This window comes from Rhizobium binae, from assembly GCF_017357225.1.
GTDB lineage: Bacteria > Pseudomonadota > Alphaproteobacteria > Rhizobiales > Rhizobiaceae > Rhizobium > Rhizobium binae.
This window is the reverse complement of sequence record NZ_CP071604.1, coordinates 802980-817795: the sequence shown is the minus strand read 5'-3', so window position 1 is coordinate 817795 and position 14816 is coordinate 802980. Positions and strand designations below refer to the sequence as shown.

The window sequence follows — 14816 nt, the reverse complement described above, 5'->3', positions numbered from 1 at the left end:
CTAGTGACGAATGCGCGGATTGATGAAGCCATAGAGGACATCAACAATCAGATTGACCAGCATGATAACGCCGGCGATCAGCAGAAGACCCCCCTGGACGACGGCGTAATCGCGCTTGAAGACCGAATCGACCATCCATTTGCCGATGCCTGGCCAGGAAAAGATCGTCTCGGTCAGAATGGCGCCGGCGAGAAGAACGCCGATCTGCAGGCCGATCGTGGTAATGACGGGGATCATGGCGTTGCGCAGCGCATGCACGCCGACGACGCGCAAGGGCTTCAAGCCTTTCGAGCGCGCGGTGCGGACATAATCTTCGCCGAGAACTTCCAGCATCGCCGAACGGGTCTGGCGGGCGATGACGGCGAGCGGGATGGTCGCCAGCACGATGGTCGGCAGGATGAGATAGCTGACGGCAGAGGCAAAAGCCCCCTTCTGACCGGAGAGCAGACTGTCGATCAGCATGAAGCCGGTGACCGGCTTGAAGAAATACATCAGCGAAATGCGGCCGGAAACCGGCGTCCAGCCAAGATAGCCGGAGAAGAAGATGATGAGCAGCAGGCCCCACCAGAAAATCGGCATGGAATAACCGATCAGTGCAACACCCATCACGCTTTGATCGAACCACGTGCCTCGCTTGACGGCGGCAAAGATGCCGGCGGGCACGCCAAGACAGACGGCGAGGATGATGGCGCAGAAGGAAAGTTCCAGCGTTGCCGGAAACAGCGTCAGGAATTCGCCGAGGACGGGCCGCTTGGTGACGATCGATGTGCCGAGATCGCCATGCAGCACTTTTCCGAGATAATCGAAATATTGCACGTACATGGGCCGGTCGAAACCGAGATCATGCATGATCTGGGCGTGCCGTTCCGGCGCCATGACACGTTCCCCCGACAGAAGCATGACGGGATCGCCGGGAAGCAGGCGGATGAATGAGAAGGCAATCAGGGAAACGCCGAGGAATGTCGGGATCAGCACCGCGAGGCGGCCGATAAAAAAACGCAACATGGCAGATGTCCAATAGTTTCCGGCGGTCAGGAGGACCCTGACCGCCGGCTGCGCCCAGCTCTGCCGGGCATTCTTACATTATTCTTGTTATTCGGATACGTCGACGCCGTCGAAACGGTGAATGCCGAGCGGGTCCATCTTGAAGCCCGAGACCTTCTTGCTCATCGGAACAAAGACGAGCGAGTGGTCGAGGGTCGCCCAGGGGGCTTCCTTCTTGAAGATCAGCTGCGCCTGCTCATAGGCCTTAGTGCGCTCGCCGACGTCCGCGGTCAGCTTGGCCTTGGTCATCAGGTCGTCATATTCCTTGTTGCACCACTGGGCGCGGTTGTTGCCGCCGACGGCGTCGCAGCCGAGCAGCGTATCCATGAAGTTGTCAGGATCGCCATTGTCGCCGGTCCAGCCGAGGATAACAGCGCCGTCGCGCTTCACGTCGGAGGAGAGCTTCAGATATTCGGCCCATTCATGGGTGACGATCTCGACCTTGACGCCGATCTTGGCGAAATCGGCCTGGATCAGCTCGGCGGCACGGCGTGCGTTCAGCATGTAGGGACGAGAAACCGGCATCGCCCAGACCTTCATGCTGAGGTCCTTGACGCCAGCATCGGCCAGCGCCTTCTTGGCGGCATCAGGGTCGTACTTGTCGTCCTGGACGGCGTCGTTATAGGACCACATCGTCGGCGGGATCGGGTTCTTGGCAACGGCCGCGGCACCCTGGAAGACGGCGTCGATGATGGCCTGCTTGTTGATCGCCATGTTGAGCGCGCGGCGAACCTCCGGCTTGTCGAACGGGGCCATTTGGGTGTTGTAGGCGAGGAAGCCGACATTGAGGCCGGGCTGCTCGAGAACCGTCAGGTTCTCATCCTTCTTCAGCTCCGGAACATCGGCTGCGTTCGGGTAGGGGATCAGGTGGCACTCACCGGCCTTCAGCTTCTGCGCGCGCACCGCGGCGTCAGAGGTGATGGCGAACACCAGATCGTCGATCTTTTCCTTGCCCTTGAAGTAGGTTTCGTTCGCCTTGTAACGGATGACGGCATCCGGCTGGTAAGCGACGAAGGTGTAAGGGCCAGTGCCGAGCGGCTGCTGGTTGAGCTGCGCCATCTTGCCGTCAGCGGCAAGCTTGTCGGCATATTCCTTGGACATGATGGAAGCGAAATCCATGGCGAGGTCGGCCAGGAACGGCGCTTCGGGATGGTTGAGCGTGAACTTGACGGTGAGGTCATCGACCTTCTCGACCGACTTGATCAGCTCCGGAAAGCCCATGCCGGCAGCGTATTCATAGGAGCCGCCCTCGACATACTTGTTCCACGGATTGTCGGATTTCAGCTGACGCTCGAACGAGAACACGACGTCGTCAGCGTTGAAATCGCGCGTCGGCGTGAAGAAGTCGGTGGTCTGGAACTTCACACCCGGATGGAGCTTGAAGGTGTATTCCGTGCCGTCGGCCGAAACGCTCCAGCTGTCGGCGAGACCCGGTTCGATCTCGGTGCCGCCGTGCTTGAATTCGACGAGGCGGCTGTAGACGGTGCGCGACGATGCATCGAAGGTCGTGCCGGACGTATAGAGGCTCGGATCGAAGCCTTCCGGCGAGCCTTCTGAGCAATAAACAAGCGTCTTGGACCAGGCCGACGTCGCCATGACCGAAATCAAGGCCGTCGCTGCCAGCATGACAGAGATCTTTTTCATAATATTTGTTTCCCGGTTGTTCTTTTTTGATGTCTGGAGACCGCAGATTAGGCATCCCGATCGACGATCGATGGAACGACATTTATTTACTGAAAGCAACGGGCTACGGAGAAAATTTTTCCAGCTGGACAATTTTAGAAATTTTCAGTCAAAAATCAGCCTCAATCAGAAATATTCGGATAAAAACCGGCGGAATTTCGTCGCATTTTGGATATTTTGCGCCTCCTCGGCTGCGCATAATGGCCATTTCCCGCATCCGCGAGCCGGCGAAAACAACGCAACAAAAACCGCAGCTGCCTGAGGCAACCGCGGTTTTATAAGTCCGTTCTGCAGTGAATTCAGGCGGCCGGGACGACGATTGCGGGCTTGCGATAATCCTGCTCGCCGGTCAACCCAAGAAGGAAATTGATCTGCGGCCGCGCCTTGACCAGGTCATCGATGGTATAGTCCGACAGCACGGCGAAGAAAGCATTGAGCGCCTTGCGCAGCGCCGAATTCAGGCCGCAGCTGTCGACCAGCGGACACTCGACCATGCCGTCATCCTCGAAGCATTCGGCCATGGCGAAACTGTCTTCCGTGACCCGCACCACGTCGAAGAGGGTGATTTCGCCCGCCGGCTTGCCCAGGCGCACGCCCCCGTTGCGGCCACGCACGGTTTCGACCAGACCTGCCTTGTTCAGCGGCTGAAGGATCTTGAACAGAAAGAGTTCGGAAACACCATAGGCCTTGGCGATTTCCGGGATGCGACTCAACTGCCCTTCATTTGCAGCACAATACATCAACATGCGAACCGCATAGTTGGTCTGCTTCGTCAACCGCATGCCGATCTCCTGACTCATGCCCGTTCAGACCTATATAGGCGGTTTGGCAGTTTTGAACAATTCCAAAATATGAAATTCGCATTCAGCTTATGAGGCCAATTGCCGCGAGGGCTATTCCGCCTGCTGCGGCTGGAGATTCCAGCGCACCAGAGCGGAGCCGAGCTGCTTCCTAGACTTTAGATGAAACGGGGGCCGAAAGGCCCCCGAATTGCAAGTCGATTGATCGTGCAGATCACTTCATCGTCGGCATGACGAATTCCGCGCCGCTCTTGATGCCCGAGGGCCAGCGGGCGGTGACGGTCTTGGTCTTCGTCCAGAACTTGATCGAGTCCGTGCCGTGCTGGTTGAGGTCGCCGAAGCTCGAGGCCTTCCAGCCGCCGAAGGAGTGGTAGGCGAGCGGAACCGGGATCGGAACGTTGATGCCGATCATGCCGATATTGACGCGCGAGGCGAAATCGCGGGCGGCATCGCCGTCACGCGTGTAGATCGCAACACCGTTGCCGTATTCGTGCTTCATCGGCAGCGACAGGGCTTCCTCGTAATTCTTGGCGCGGACGACGGAGAGGACAGGTCCGAAGATTTCGGTCTTGTAGATATCCATCTCGGGCGTCACGTGATCGAACAGGCAGCCGCCGACGAAATAGCCGTCTTCATAGCCCTGGAGCTTGAAGTCGCGGCCGTCGACGACGAGCTTGGCGCCTTCCTCGACGCCGCGGTCGATCAGGCCGCGGACGCGATTATAGGCATCCTTGGTGACGAGCGGGCCCATGTCGGCCTTGTCGTCGGTATAGGGGCCGATGCGCAGCGATTCGATCTTCGGCGTCAGCTTCTCGACGAGGCGGTTGGCGGTTTCTTCGCCGACCGGGACGGCAACCGAGATCGCCATGCAGCGCTCGCCGGCCGAACCGTAGCCCGCGCCCATCAGCGCGTTGACCGCCTGGTCCATGTCGGCATCCGGCATGATGATCATATGGTTCTTGGCGCCGCCGAAACACTGGGCACGCTTGCCGTTCATCGCCGCCGTGCCGTAGACGTAACGGGCAATCGGCGTCGAGCCGACGAAGGAAACCGCACCGATATCAGGATCGGTGAGGATCGCGTCAACGGCACCCTTGTCGCCGTTGACGACGTTGAGGATGCCGGCCGGCAGTCCGGCTTCGATCATCAGTTCGGCAAGGCGGATCGGCAGGGAGGGATCCCGCTCGGAGGGCTTCAGGATGAAGGCGTTGCCGCAGGCGATCGCCGGCGCAAACATCCACATCGGAATCATGCCGGGGAAGTTGAAGGGGGTGATGCCGGCGCCGATGCCGACCGGCTGGCGGATCGAATACATGTCGATCGCCGGACCCGCACCCTCGGTAAACTCGCCCTTGGCGAGATGCGGAATACCGCAGACGAACTCGCAGACTTCCAGCCCACGGATGACGTCGCCCTTGGCGTCCTCGATCGTCTTGCCATGCTCCTTGGAGAGCATTTCGGCCAGCTCATCCATGTGCTTGTTCAGCAGTTCGACGAACTTGAAGAAGACGCGGGCGCGGCGCTGCGGGTTGGTGGCAGCCCATTTCGGCTGCGCGGCCTTGGCGTTCTCGACGGCGGCGCGCAGTTCCTCGACGCTTGCGAGCGCGACGGTCGCCTGCACTTCGCCGGTTGCCGGGTTATAAACATTGCTCACGCGGCCGCTGGTGCCGGCGACTTCCTTGCCGCCGATGAAATGACCGATCTCACGCATGGGTGCTCCTCCTGTTTTGGGATGACCTACAATCGCACTTCAATTTGCACAAATCAATGCGCTGATATAAGGAACCGTTGTGCACATACTGTAGTCCTGTGACACATTGCTGCCTCCAAACTTGGTACGGGGCAAGGACAAGTCAAACCCAAGGGAGGGTCGAACCGATGAGCCGGAAACCTGTTGTCAGAATGGCGGAGCTGGAGATCGAACCGGAGACGCTCGAAGCCTATCGCGCCTTGCTCACGGAAGAAATCGAGGCGTCGCTTGCGCTGGAAGACGGCGTTCTCTCACTCGACGCCGTTTTCATCCGGGACAATCCAAACCAGATCCGCATCCTCGAGGTCTACGCCGACCAGCGAGCTTACGAGGCCCATCTACAGACGCCGCATTTCCTCAAATATAAGCGTGAGACGGCCGGCATGGTGACATCGCTGACGCTGATCGACGTCGATCCGATTGCGATGCGTGCCAAGCCATGAACTGGGACGATGTCCGAATCTTCCTCGCCGTCGCCCGCACCGGGCAAATTCTTGCCGCTTCGAAGCGATTGGGGCTCAATCATGCCACGCTTTCACGGCGGCTGACGTCACTCGAAGAGGCGCTCAAGACGCGGCTTTTCATCCGCCGCACGAATGGCTGCGAGCTGACGGCCGAAGGCGGGGTCTTCCTGCACGCCGCCGAGCGGATGGAAACCGAAATGCTGGCAGTGCAGGCCAATCTCGGCCACACCGACACGGCAATCGCCGGCACGGTACGCGTCGGCGCGCCTGACGGCTTCGGCGTCTCGTTTCTCGCGCCGCGCATGGGCAGGCTGATCGAGCGCTATCCAGAGCTGAAGATCCAGCTCGTCCCGGTGCCCCGCTCCTTCTCGCTGTCGCAGCGCGAGGCCGATATCGCCATCACCCTGGAGCGGCCCGAACAGGGCCGGCTCGTCTCCTCCAAGCTCACCGACTACACGCTCGGCCTCTATGCCTCGCGTGATTACCTCGCCTCCCGGGGCGCGCCTTGTGATATCGAAGCGCTGAAGGCGCATCCGCGCATCGGCTATGTCGAAGACCTGATCTTCACCGCGTCGCTGAACTTCTCCGGCGAGGTAATGCGCAGCTGGGACGCCGGTTTCGAAATCTCGACGGCGATCGGCCAGACGGAGGCGGTGCGCTCTGGCGCCGGCATCGGCATCCTGCACGATTATATTGCCCGGCAGTATCCGGAGCTGCAGCGCATCCTGCCTGAGATTTCGATCCGCCGCGCCTATTGGACGACCTATCACGAAACGGCGCGCGACCTCGTTCGCGTCCGCAGTGTCGTCGACTTCCTGCAGGAACTCGTCAGCGCCGAGCGGCAGATCTTCCTTTAGGTCGCGGATACGTGCTTGGCCGGCTCGTCATTCTCATCGGGATTGGGAACAGGCGCCTCATCCGGAAGCCGGTCCGGCTCCGGTTCGCTGATCGGCGGCACCGGCTTCCAGCCGGGTGCCGGCATCGGCGGCTGATCGGGGATGGGTTCGTTGGGCACGGACATGGCCGCCTCCCTTCATGTTTGCGGGGTTCGTCGGGCTATTTGTCCGACTTCAGCGTCTCGGCAGCGCGCATCGGCATGCTGTCGATAATGGCGAAAAGCTCGCGATTGGTGATCGGCTCGCTGAGCTTGAGCTTGACGGTTCCGTCCTTGCCGAGCAGATAGCCGGCGAATTCTCCTGCCTCCGGTCCCTCGAGATCGTGGCGGATCGCTTCGCCGTCGAGGCTATCGGCAGCCCCGAAAAGAGCCCGCACCTTACCGCCCGAAACCTTCAGCACCACCATATCGCGCTCATCGAGCGCGCTGCGGTCGGCCAGCAGCTGGTTTTCCTGGCGCGCGGAGCGGGCATTGTCTCTGTCGGCGAAAAGAATGAAGACGCGGTTCCTCCACTGGAAGGCGGCAAGGCTGTCGATCGGCGCATAAGCGCTGTTCGTCTCATCAATCTTGGTCGCGCCGTAGAGAAGAGTTTTCGACATGCATATTCTCCCGTTAACTGGAGAACGGCGCGAGGCGGCATGGGTTCCATTGAAACCGCGGGAACCAGGTTTTCATTCTGATGGCGGGACGGTGTTACGGCTGAGTGGGATTTTGAGGCTCCTCGAGTTCCTTGAGCGGTGGGAGGGTAAGCTGTGGTGACAAGCAGATGATTTGGGATTCCGAGGAGCGGATCAGTTCAACACTTACTTTTGGAGGTCAGGCAGCAAAATCCATGCTCTAAGTGGATTCCAGCCAGCTGCCGGTTCTTTACGATCTTGGCCTAGGGAAGCAGAACGATATGGGGCTGGTCTGCGATCTCGTTCGTGGATTGCTAGCCAAACAGGTCCCTGCGGACCGCGCCTGTAGTGTGGACAACTTGCGCGACATCATCCTTGATCAGAGTGGAGGGCCGGTCATTTCGTCGCGAGCATCAGCTTCGCATATACGCAAGCGCTGGAGCAGCGACAGTTACTTCGCCAAGCTCAAACGATCGCGACGCCTCGCGACCCAGGTGTGACAAGCTCCAGCCAATTTCTTCGGCTTCATCAATCTGGAAGCATTCTTTGGCCCACTTCAATTTGTCACCACAGCCTTTCAAAATCTGATTGGTCTCGCCAGGTCTAGACCTTCGAGCCCCTGTCTGCTCTTATGGTTTGGCAATAACTTGGAGGCACAGTTGGCTTGCAATCTGTGGGATACTGAGCATGACGTCGTCTCCGGCGCGAATTCGTTGGCTTCGATAAACACTCTGTATTTGTTGATGGATAAAGGCCTTATTTCGCGGGAAGACGCCGCCGGCGTTCTCACTAAGACTGCTAATCAGGTTCGCGAGGGTTCCGAGCGTGGGCCAGATTCGGAACTGGGCGAACAGGTAGCGCGAAGATTTGAGGCGATGGCTGCTTGGTGCTTAAGTTATAGCCCGAGCAGGTAATTGCGGAGAAGGTACCGCCGAATCCGATCACGCAATCTAACGGCGTCCGCAAAACGTCTACGGCATTTGGTCGACGCATTCGCCTCTTCTGGCTATAAGCTGACGAATGAGTGATTCTAACGAGCAGCACAAAAAGGATGGCCGAGCTAAGCTGCCGCTTCCCAAGGTGAGAAATTTTTCGAACCCTGGGAAGAAGAATTTCGACGAGCATACAAGTCGGACGACTAGACATTCGAGTATTGAAGCGAAAAGGCGGACGGAAGCCCGTCACGTTTGTGTTGAGGAGTCGGCTCTGCTGCCGCAAGGCCCTTTGATCGCCGACCATTCGCTCGCATCAACAGCCCCAACCCTTTTGCCTGTATTGAAGCGAATGCCCGGCGTGGTGTTGGCGGCTCCTAGGCGGCGGAGTTGCACATCGTCGTCGAGGCCGTATGTGAACAACATCTCCGTGTACTCAGAGGCGACGCCGGAGAGATGTGAGCCGGCCAATTATTCCTGTTAGAACGCCCGCTTGCCCCTGTGACAACAGCCAGTTAGTACCTCAAAGATCAATGCCGCGGCCGCGGTGCGGAGTGCGCTGACGCCGTTCCGCGAGGATCTGCTGACTGCTTTCCCCGCGCACGGTTTGCTGCAGGACCTTCAATCTCTCCTGCATCGCTGCAAAGGCTTGGCGCTGCGCCTCTGGCACCTGGTTGATGAGATCCTTGTCACCGCGGATGATGGCATTGCGCCCAAAACGCTGGTCAAGCGCCTTGCTGATGTCGTCGAACTCCCGGCGGATGTTTGCGTCGAGTGATGCGACCGATGCGTTTTGCCGACGGCTATTGTTCCTCGCCTCCTCCATCAGCCGTGTGAGCGCGTCTTCCGCCAGCTTCGACAGGCCAGGAATGGCAACCGCCATGCGCCGGCGTTCGTCGATGATGCCCTGGCGCTCTGCATCGAAGATATTGGCATAGGCGGCGCCAAGCGAGCGCAGCCGCGCGGCTGCCTCCGGCACGGCCTGGACCGCCTCCTTTCGCTCCCGGCCGGAAGCCAGCATCCGGTCCATCAGACGGCCTGAACCGCGCAAGGCGCCATAAGCGGCCGGATCATTGGTCACCGCAGCAGCAATGCGATCGGCAGCCAAGCCTTTTGCGAGCAGTTCCTCGATCTTGCCGACAGCTCCTGCCGGATTGCGCCAGATCGTTCTTGCCGCGTTCGCCAGTGGCACACGCTGCTGACGATAAAGAGGAGCGGAGAGAGTTCGCGATCGCGCCTCGTCGTCGACTGCTGTCTTGAACTCGGTGACAGCGGCAAGCATCGGCACAACGGTCACATTCTCCTTGCCCGGCTCCCTCCCTGACTCGCTGCTTGTCACCGCACTGGCCGCCGCAACGACCTTCGAGCGGTCCTGACGTTCGGCCAGATGCTGCGCCTCGGCAAAACGCTTGACGGCTTCAAACAGGTGGATCAGCCTTTCTCGTTGGGCCGCCATCAGATCATCCGGCATGCGCTCGGCCATATAACGTTCAGCGATCGCATCCGCCTTTGCGGTGAAGGCGCTCCAGCCGAAGCGGGCGGTCAGCGCCTCGCTGACCGCCTTGACCTCCTGGACAACCGTGCGGTCCTTGGCGGCAAGGGCAAAGGCCGTCTTATAGGCATCGTCCCCGCCCCTGTTGCGAACCGCCTCGATCTCCATGAGACGCGCCATGGCGCCTTCGGAAAGCGCCGGGATCGACAATGACATATGCGAGCGCCGCGCCTGCTCGTTGAGCTCGAACCGTTCGGCGTTCCTGCGGAACCCGGTCGCATGGGCACGAACAATCGGAAGTAATTCCGTCACAGCCGCCAGAGCGGCATTCCGCTCATCACGCGCCGCGCGTCCGTCGACGAGAAGCTCGGAGCCACGCAGGCGGCCAAGCCGATCGGGGCTCACGGCAAGATCGTCGGCGAGCCTGCGGGGTTCGGTGCCGGCATCTGAAGCACGCGCATTCAGGGCGACAAGTGCCGCGTCCGGATCACGATAGATCTTCTCCAGCACCGGTCGCAGCAGCGTTTCCCGATCCTTCCACGCCGGCGAGGAAAGCTGCGCCAGCCGCGCATCCTCATTGAGGCTTCTGGCGAAGTCGGTGGCCGGTGGGATCAGATAACCGGTTTCGCCGGCGTTTGCGCCCGGGACGGGCTGGGGTTCAGTTGGCTGGGGTTCAGTTCGCACCTCGCTATAGGAGACGCGCCGTTCCCGCTCGATCGCAAAGCCGAGCGCCATGCTTGCCCGCTCCCAGAGCTTTTCCAGCTGCTCCCGCTTTGCGGCAATCCATGCAAAGCGCCGCGAGATGTCTCCCTCGATCTCGGCCGCAACCAGCGAGAGATGCTCGAACCCGCGGCGGCGGGCGAAGTCCTCTGCATGGGCCCGATAGCCGGCCTCGCTTGCAAAATCGAGCGTCGTCGTCTTGGCGCCGGAGCGCGACAGCCGTTCGACGAGCTGCTTGAACAGATCCGGCCGATGGCTTTCCCGCTCGATGCGGTCCTGTCTGGCTTCGGCGGTTTCGATCTGCCTGGCCGTCCAGACGTTGCGATCGACCTCCCGCTCCTCGTAACGCTTCTGACCTGTGTCTTCATCGACAACGGCAATCTCGACCTTGACCCGCTCGACGCCGTCCTTGCGCAGCGTGACGGTGTCGCCTTCAGAGATGCCGGCTTCCTCGAGCGCTTTCGGCAGGCTGACGCCCCACAGCCGATGGACGGCTCCGTCGTCGGTCCTGACATCGGCATAGGGGCTGTCGTCGGCATCCTCATTCTCCGGCCGGAACTTTGCTTCTCCGGTTTTGACAAGCTCGCCGGTCACACCCGCGGCATGATCGACACGCGGCTTGCGTCCCCATTCCGGCTTTGGCTCAAAATCCTCGCTTGCCGCATAAAGATCGACGCGATCGCGATGCCTCGTCATCGCCACATAGGTCAGGTGTTGGTCCATCATGCCGGTGGCAAGCACGAAGGTGCGCTCGACGGTGGTGCCCTGGGCTTTGTGGATCGTTGCGGCATAGCCGTGATCGACGTTGCGATAGCTGTCCTCGCTGAAGACGACTTTATGGCCGTTATCGAGACGAACCGAGATCAGCACTTCGCCGCGTTTGTCGCCGCTGGAGATGACCGTGCCGAGCATGCCGTTCTTGACGTACTGCGGACCGGAACGCCTGGCCCGCGGCTCGAGGAAGCGGGCATTCTCCAGGAAGATGATGCGGTCGCCGACGGCGAATTCCCGCGCCCCGCGTGCCGTTCGGAAGGTGCGGCTGTCGGAAAGCGCACCCTCGCCTGCCATCACCTGACGCAGCGCCTCGTTCAGCTTGCGGACATCGTCATTGGTGTGGGCAAGCACGAGCAGTTCGTCGCCGCGCAGCCGGCCATCCCTGCCCTCGGAGACAGACCGGCCGACTGCCTCTCTGCGCGCCTCGCTCCAGTCGCCAACAATCCGGTCGATTGCTGCCGCGCGCGTGCCCGCCTCGGCAACATGACCATGCCGGGCATAAGCGTCGAGCCCTTTCTCGATCTCGCCGCGGGCAAAGAGCCGCGAGGCCTCACGCGCCCATTCCTCACGCTGGCGGCGCACGCCGGCAAGCTCGGCAAAGCCGATGCGTTCGCTGATCGCCCGGAAGGCTGCGCCCGCCTGGATCGGCTGCAGCTGCATGGCGTCGCCGACGAGAACGACTTTCGCGCCCGCCTCCTCGACGATGTCAAGCACACGGGCCATCTGCTGCGAGGCCACCATGCCGGCTTCATCGATGACGAGCACATCACCGCGGTGGAGCGTGTCGCGCCCATTGGCCCAGGCCAGTTCCCAGCCGGCAAGTGTGCGTGACTTGATGCCGGAACTGTCTTCCAAGCCTTCCGCCGCCTTGCCGGCAAGGGCCGCACCGATCACCCGGCGCCCCTCGCCTTCCCAGGCAAGGCGGGCTGCCGCCAGCAGCGTCGACTTGCCGGCGCCGGCAAGTCCGACGATAGCCGCGATACCGCTGTCGCCGGTGACATGACGGATCGCATCGACCTGTTCCACATCGAGCCGAAAAGGATGTTTGGGATCGCCGCTTTCGACGCGCTCGATTGCCGCATCGACCCGCCGCGCCGAAACGCCGAAGCCTGCTTGCTCGGACAGAACCCGCGCCGAACGCGCCATGTCATATTCGATGCGCAGTATCGACCGTGTGGTGAACACCGCCGGGTCTGTGACCTTAAGCGTTTCTCCGTCGATCTCCTGCGGCTTGAGCATCACAAGTTCATCCGACGCCATCAGCCGGGCGCGAATGTTGGCGAAGTCTGCGGGATCATCGACATAGCGGTGCAGCGCCTTGGCGATGTCCTTCTCGTCGAAGGTGGAGCGTTCATTGCCAAGCTGCTTCAGGAGAAGCTCCGGCTCTGCCAGCAGCCGGTCGGCCATCTCCTGTCGGCGCGCGAGATCGGCCGGTGCGAAATACATCTCGCCCCCCTTGCGGGCGAGTGCGGCCTTCTCCGGACCCAGATGCCTTTGCGCGATGCCGTCGAGACCCTGTTCGGCATAAGAGCGGCCGTCGAGCTGGATCTCATGACCGGCGAGCGCCAGATGCCGGTTCGCCGTTTCCGCCCAGGCGATCTTCCAGGCCTTCAAGGTTTCCTTGTCGCCGGCCCAGCGCTCATACATGATCTTGCCGGTTTTTTTACGACGTAGTGGCTCGCCGTTTTCGCCTAGAATAGGCAAGTTTTTCGGACCAAAGCCATCTTCGGTCAACGCACGCAATGTCGTCATCATATGGATGTGTGGATTACCGTCCTTGTCATGATAGACCCAATCGGCGACAATGCCCGTCGCCGTAACAGTGTCCCGCACAAATTCGCGCACCAGCGCGACGTTCTCCACCCTCGTCAATTCCTCCGGCAGCGCGATGATCAGCTCGCGGGCGAGCCTCGCATTCGCTTGCATCTCGAACGCCTCGACAGCATTCCACAGTCCCTCGCTCGCCCTCGCGACCGAATAGCCGTCGATCAGCTCGCGCAGCCAAGCGGGAATGTGCTCAGGAAGCGCCACTTCCTCATGCACCAGCTCTGGACTCCCGCCGCGATAGCTGAAAGATCTGCCCACCTGGTGGTCCGTCATTCGTGTGCGATGACGATATGCGGCGGCCGCGACGACGCCGCGGCCCGCGCCTCTACTGATCACCTGCGCCCTCACAAACATGATCGCCAATGATGTCTCCTGCCCCTTGAATCAAGTTGCACCAGCGAGCCCGTAGCTACCGGGAATACAAGACCCGAAAGGGGCGAACGCCCGTCAACGCGGTGTTTCGAGGCCGCGCTTTGCACCAGTTTTCGATCATATGTCGTTTTACTGATTAATTCAAGCTAGTATAACATGCAAGGGTTTGAACTGCCTGTTTTAAGCTCCGCGGGTTGAGGTACCCAGCGACCAAGCGCATGAAAAGCGGTTGAGAAACTCAGGCAAATGGGCTTGGCCTTGCCGAATTTGTCGTGGACGGTGCAGGATCTTTGGCCTATCGATGGTGCTATGAAGTCGTCCCTCAGCCACATGCCGCTCCGCAAACAACGCGAGATTGGCCGCATCCTGGAGATCCTCCACGAGGAATTCGAGGATGCGCTTAAGGACGGTACGGCGGAATTCAAGAAGCGCGGGAGGATCCTGAAGATCATCCTGTTCGGCTCCTACGCTAAGGGCGGCTGGGTGGATGAACCCTTCACGATGAAGGGCTATCGTTCGGATTTCGATCTCCTTATCATCGTCAACAACCGCAAGCTCTGTGAGTTCGCCGAGTACTGGCACAAAGCCGCGGACCGGCTGATCCACGAAAAGACGATCGAGACACCGGTAAGCTTCATCGTTCACTCCAGGCGCGAGGTGAACGCCTATCTCAGGGAAGGACAATACTTCTTCTCAGATATTCGCAAGGAAGGCATCGTTCTCTATGAACTCGATGATGAGCCACTTGCCGAGCCCAAGCTTCTTACGTCCGAGCAGCGACTGAGTTTGGCGTCGGAGCATTTCCAGCGCAGGCACTCCACAGCATGCAATCTTAGAACTCTCGCAAGCTCGGCGTTGGGGGGAAGGATGCTAAACGAGGCAGCATTTCTGATGCATCAATCGATCGAGCAAGCCTATTCATGTGTGCTGCTGACACTCACCAATTACGGCCCACCTTCTCACAATATCAAGTTCCTCCGTTCACTTGCCGAGGAGCAGGACAGACGGCTCGCGGAGACCTTTCCGCGCGATCAGCATCGCGAGCGTGCCTGGTTCAACATGTTGAACGAGGCCTATGTGAAAGCGCGATATTCGAAACATTTCGAAATTAGTGAGGAGGCTCTTGGCTGGCTCGCAGAGCAAACCGCTTTATTGCTTGACCTGGTCAGGACGGTTTGCTCTGAGCATCTGGCGAACCTTCAGCGGCACTCCCAGTGACGTCCTCGGAAGTTCGTGTCGTCGTTGCCCAAAATAGCAAAGCCAACTGCGCACACTTCAAGGGGAGGCCGTCCCGGATCTCAGACCTTTACTGGCAAGCCGTGTTAGCGAAGACGGGACTAGAGCGAGCGCTGGCGTGAAGGAAACCACTCATAATGTATTCCTCATCCTCACAACTCGGGATTATGCACCATTACCTTCAGGGACTACAACTATCCCTTGCAGACA

The 14816-nt window shown here is 60.1% G+C and carries 11 protein-coding genes; 4 read left to right on the top strand and 7 right to left on the bottom strand.

Features of this window, described 5'->3' with window-relative positions; translation table 11 throughout:
• Together J2J99_RS03935 and J2J99_RS03930 are read right to left on the bottom strand one after the other, a co-directional pair.
• Entirely contained in the window at window positions 1–1005 is a 1005-nt protein-coding gene (locus tag J2J99_RS03935) for an ABC transporter permease subunit (RefSeq protein ID WP_168301465.1), read from the bottom strand.
• 87 nt (window positions 1006–1092) lie between these two features.
• Window positions 1093–2688 carry an ABC transporter substrate-binding protein gene (locus J2J99_RS03930; RefSeq protein WP_168301466.1) on the bottom strand — a complete coding sequence of 532 codons (1596 nt, stop codon included), beginning with the start codon at window positions 2686–2688 and terminating at the stop codon, window positions 1093–1095.
• A 29-nt stretch (window positions 2689–2717) separates the two neighbouring features.
• Between J2J99_RS03930 and J2J99_RS03925 the strand changes: the two genes are divergently transcribed.
• Window positions 2718–3008 carry a hypothetical protein gene (locus J2J99_RS03925; RefSeq protein ID WP_168301467.1) on the top strand — a complete coding sequence of 97 codons (291 nt, stop codon included), beginning with the start codon at window positions 2718–2720 and terminating at the stop codon, window positions 3006–3008.
• An 18-nt stretch (window positions 3009–3026) separates the two neighbouring features.
• Here J2J99_RS03925 and rirA read toward each other — a convergent pair whose 3' ends face one another.
• Both rirA and J2J99_RS03915 read right to left on the bottom strand, forming a co-directional pair.
• Window positions 3027–3509 carry an iron-responsive transcriptional regulator RirA gene (gene rirA, locus J2J99_RS03920; RefSeq protein WP_168301468.1) on the bottom strand — a complete coding sequence of 161 codons (483 nt, stop codon included), beginning with the start codon at window positions 3507–3509 and terminating at the stop codon, window positions 3027–3029.
• Window positions 3510–3741: 232 nt separating this feature from the next.
• On the bottom strand, window positions 3742–5238 hold the full coding sequence (locus J2J99_RS03915; RefSeq protein ID WP_168301469.1) for a CoA-acylating methylmalonate-semialdehyde dehydrogenase: 1497 nt from the start codon (window positions 5236–5238) through the stop codon (window positions 3742–3744).
• 167 nt (window positions 5239–5405) lie between these two features.
• Here J2J99_RS03915 and J2J99_RS03910 point away from each other — a divergent pair, with 167 nt between their 5' ends.
• On the top strand, window positions 5406–5720 hold the full coding sequence (locus J2J99_RS03910) for a putative quinol monooxygenase (protein ID WP_168301470.1): 315 nt from the start codon (window positions 5406–5408) through the stop codon (window positions 5718–5720).
• Window positions 5717–6598, top strand: coding sequence for a LysR family transcriptional regulator (locus J2J99_RS03905; RefSeq protein WP_168301471.1), 882 nt, complete (start codon window positions 5717–5719; stop codon window positions 6596–6598). The genes J2J99_RS03910 and J2J99_RS03905 overlap by 4 nt, the downstream gene beginning before the upstream one ends.
• Here the strand turns inward: J2J99_RS03905 and J2J99_RS03900 are convergent.
• The 3 genes from J2J99_RS03900 to traA form a co-directional block, all read right to left on the bottom strand.
• Window positions 6595–6762: a hypothetical protein gene (locus J2J99_RS03900; protein ID WP_168301472.1), complete on the bottom strand. Its 168-nt coding sequence runs from the start codon at window positions 6760–6762 to the stop codon at window positions 6595–6597. The genes J2J99_RS03905 and J2J99_RS03900 overlap by 4 nt on opposite strands.
• A gap of 35 nt (window positions 6763–6797) precedes the next feature.
• Window positions 6798–7235, bottom strand: coding sequence for a DUF4174 domain-containing protein (locus J2J99_RS03895; RefSeq protein ID WP_168301473.1), 438 nt, complete (start codon window positions 7233–7235; stop codon window positions 6798–6800).
• A gap of 1473 nt (window positions 7236–8708) precedes the next feature.
• Window positions 8709–13361: a Ti-type conjugative transfer relaxase TraA gene (gene traA, locus J2J99_RS03890; protein ID WP_168301474.1), complete on the bottom strand. Its 4653-nt coding sequence runs from the start codon at window positions 13359–13361 to the stop codon at window positions 8709–8711.
• Between the two features lie 318 nt (window positions 13362–13679).
• Between traA and J2J99_RS03885 the strand changes: the two genes are divergently transcribed.
• A complete protein-coding gene (locus J2J99_RS03885) occupies window positions 13680–14588 on the top strand; it encodes a nucleotidyltransferase and HEPN domain-containing protein (RefSeq protein WP_168301477.1) in 909 nt (302 codons plus the stop codon).
• Window positions 14589–14816 lie beyond the last annotated feature (228 nt).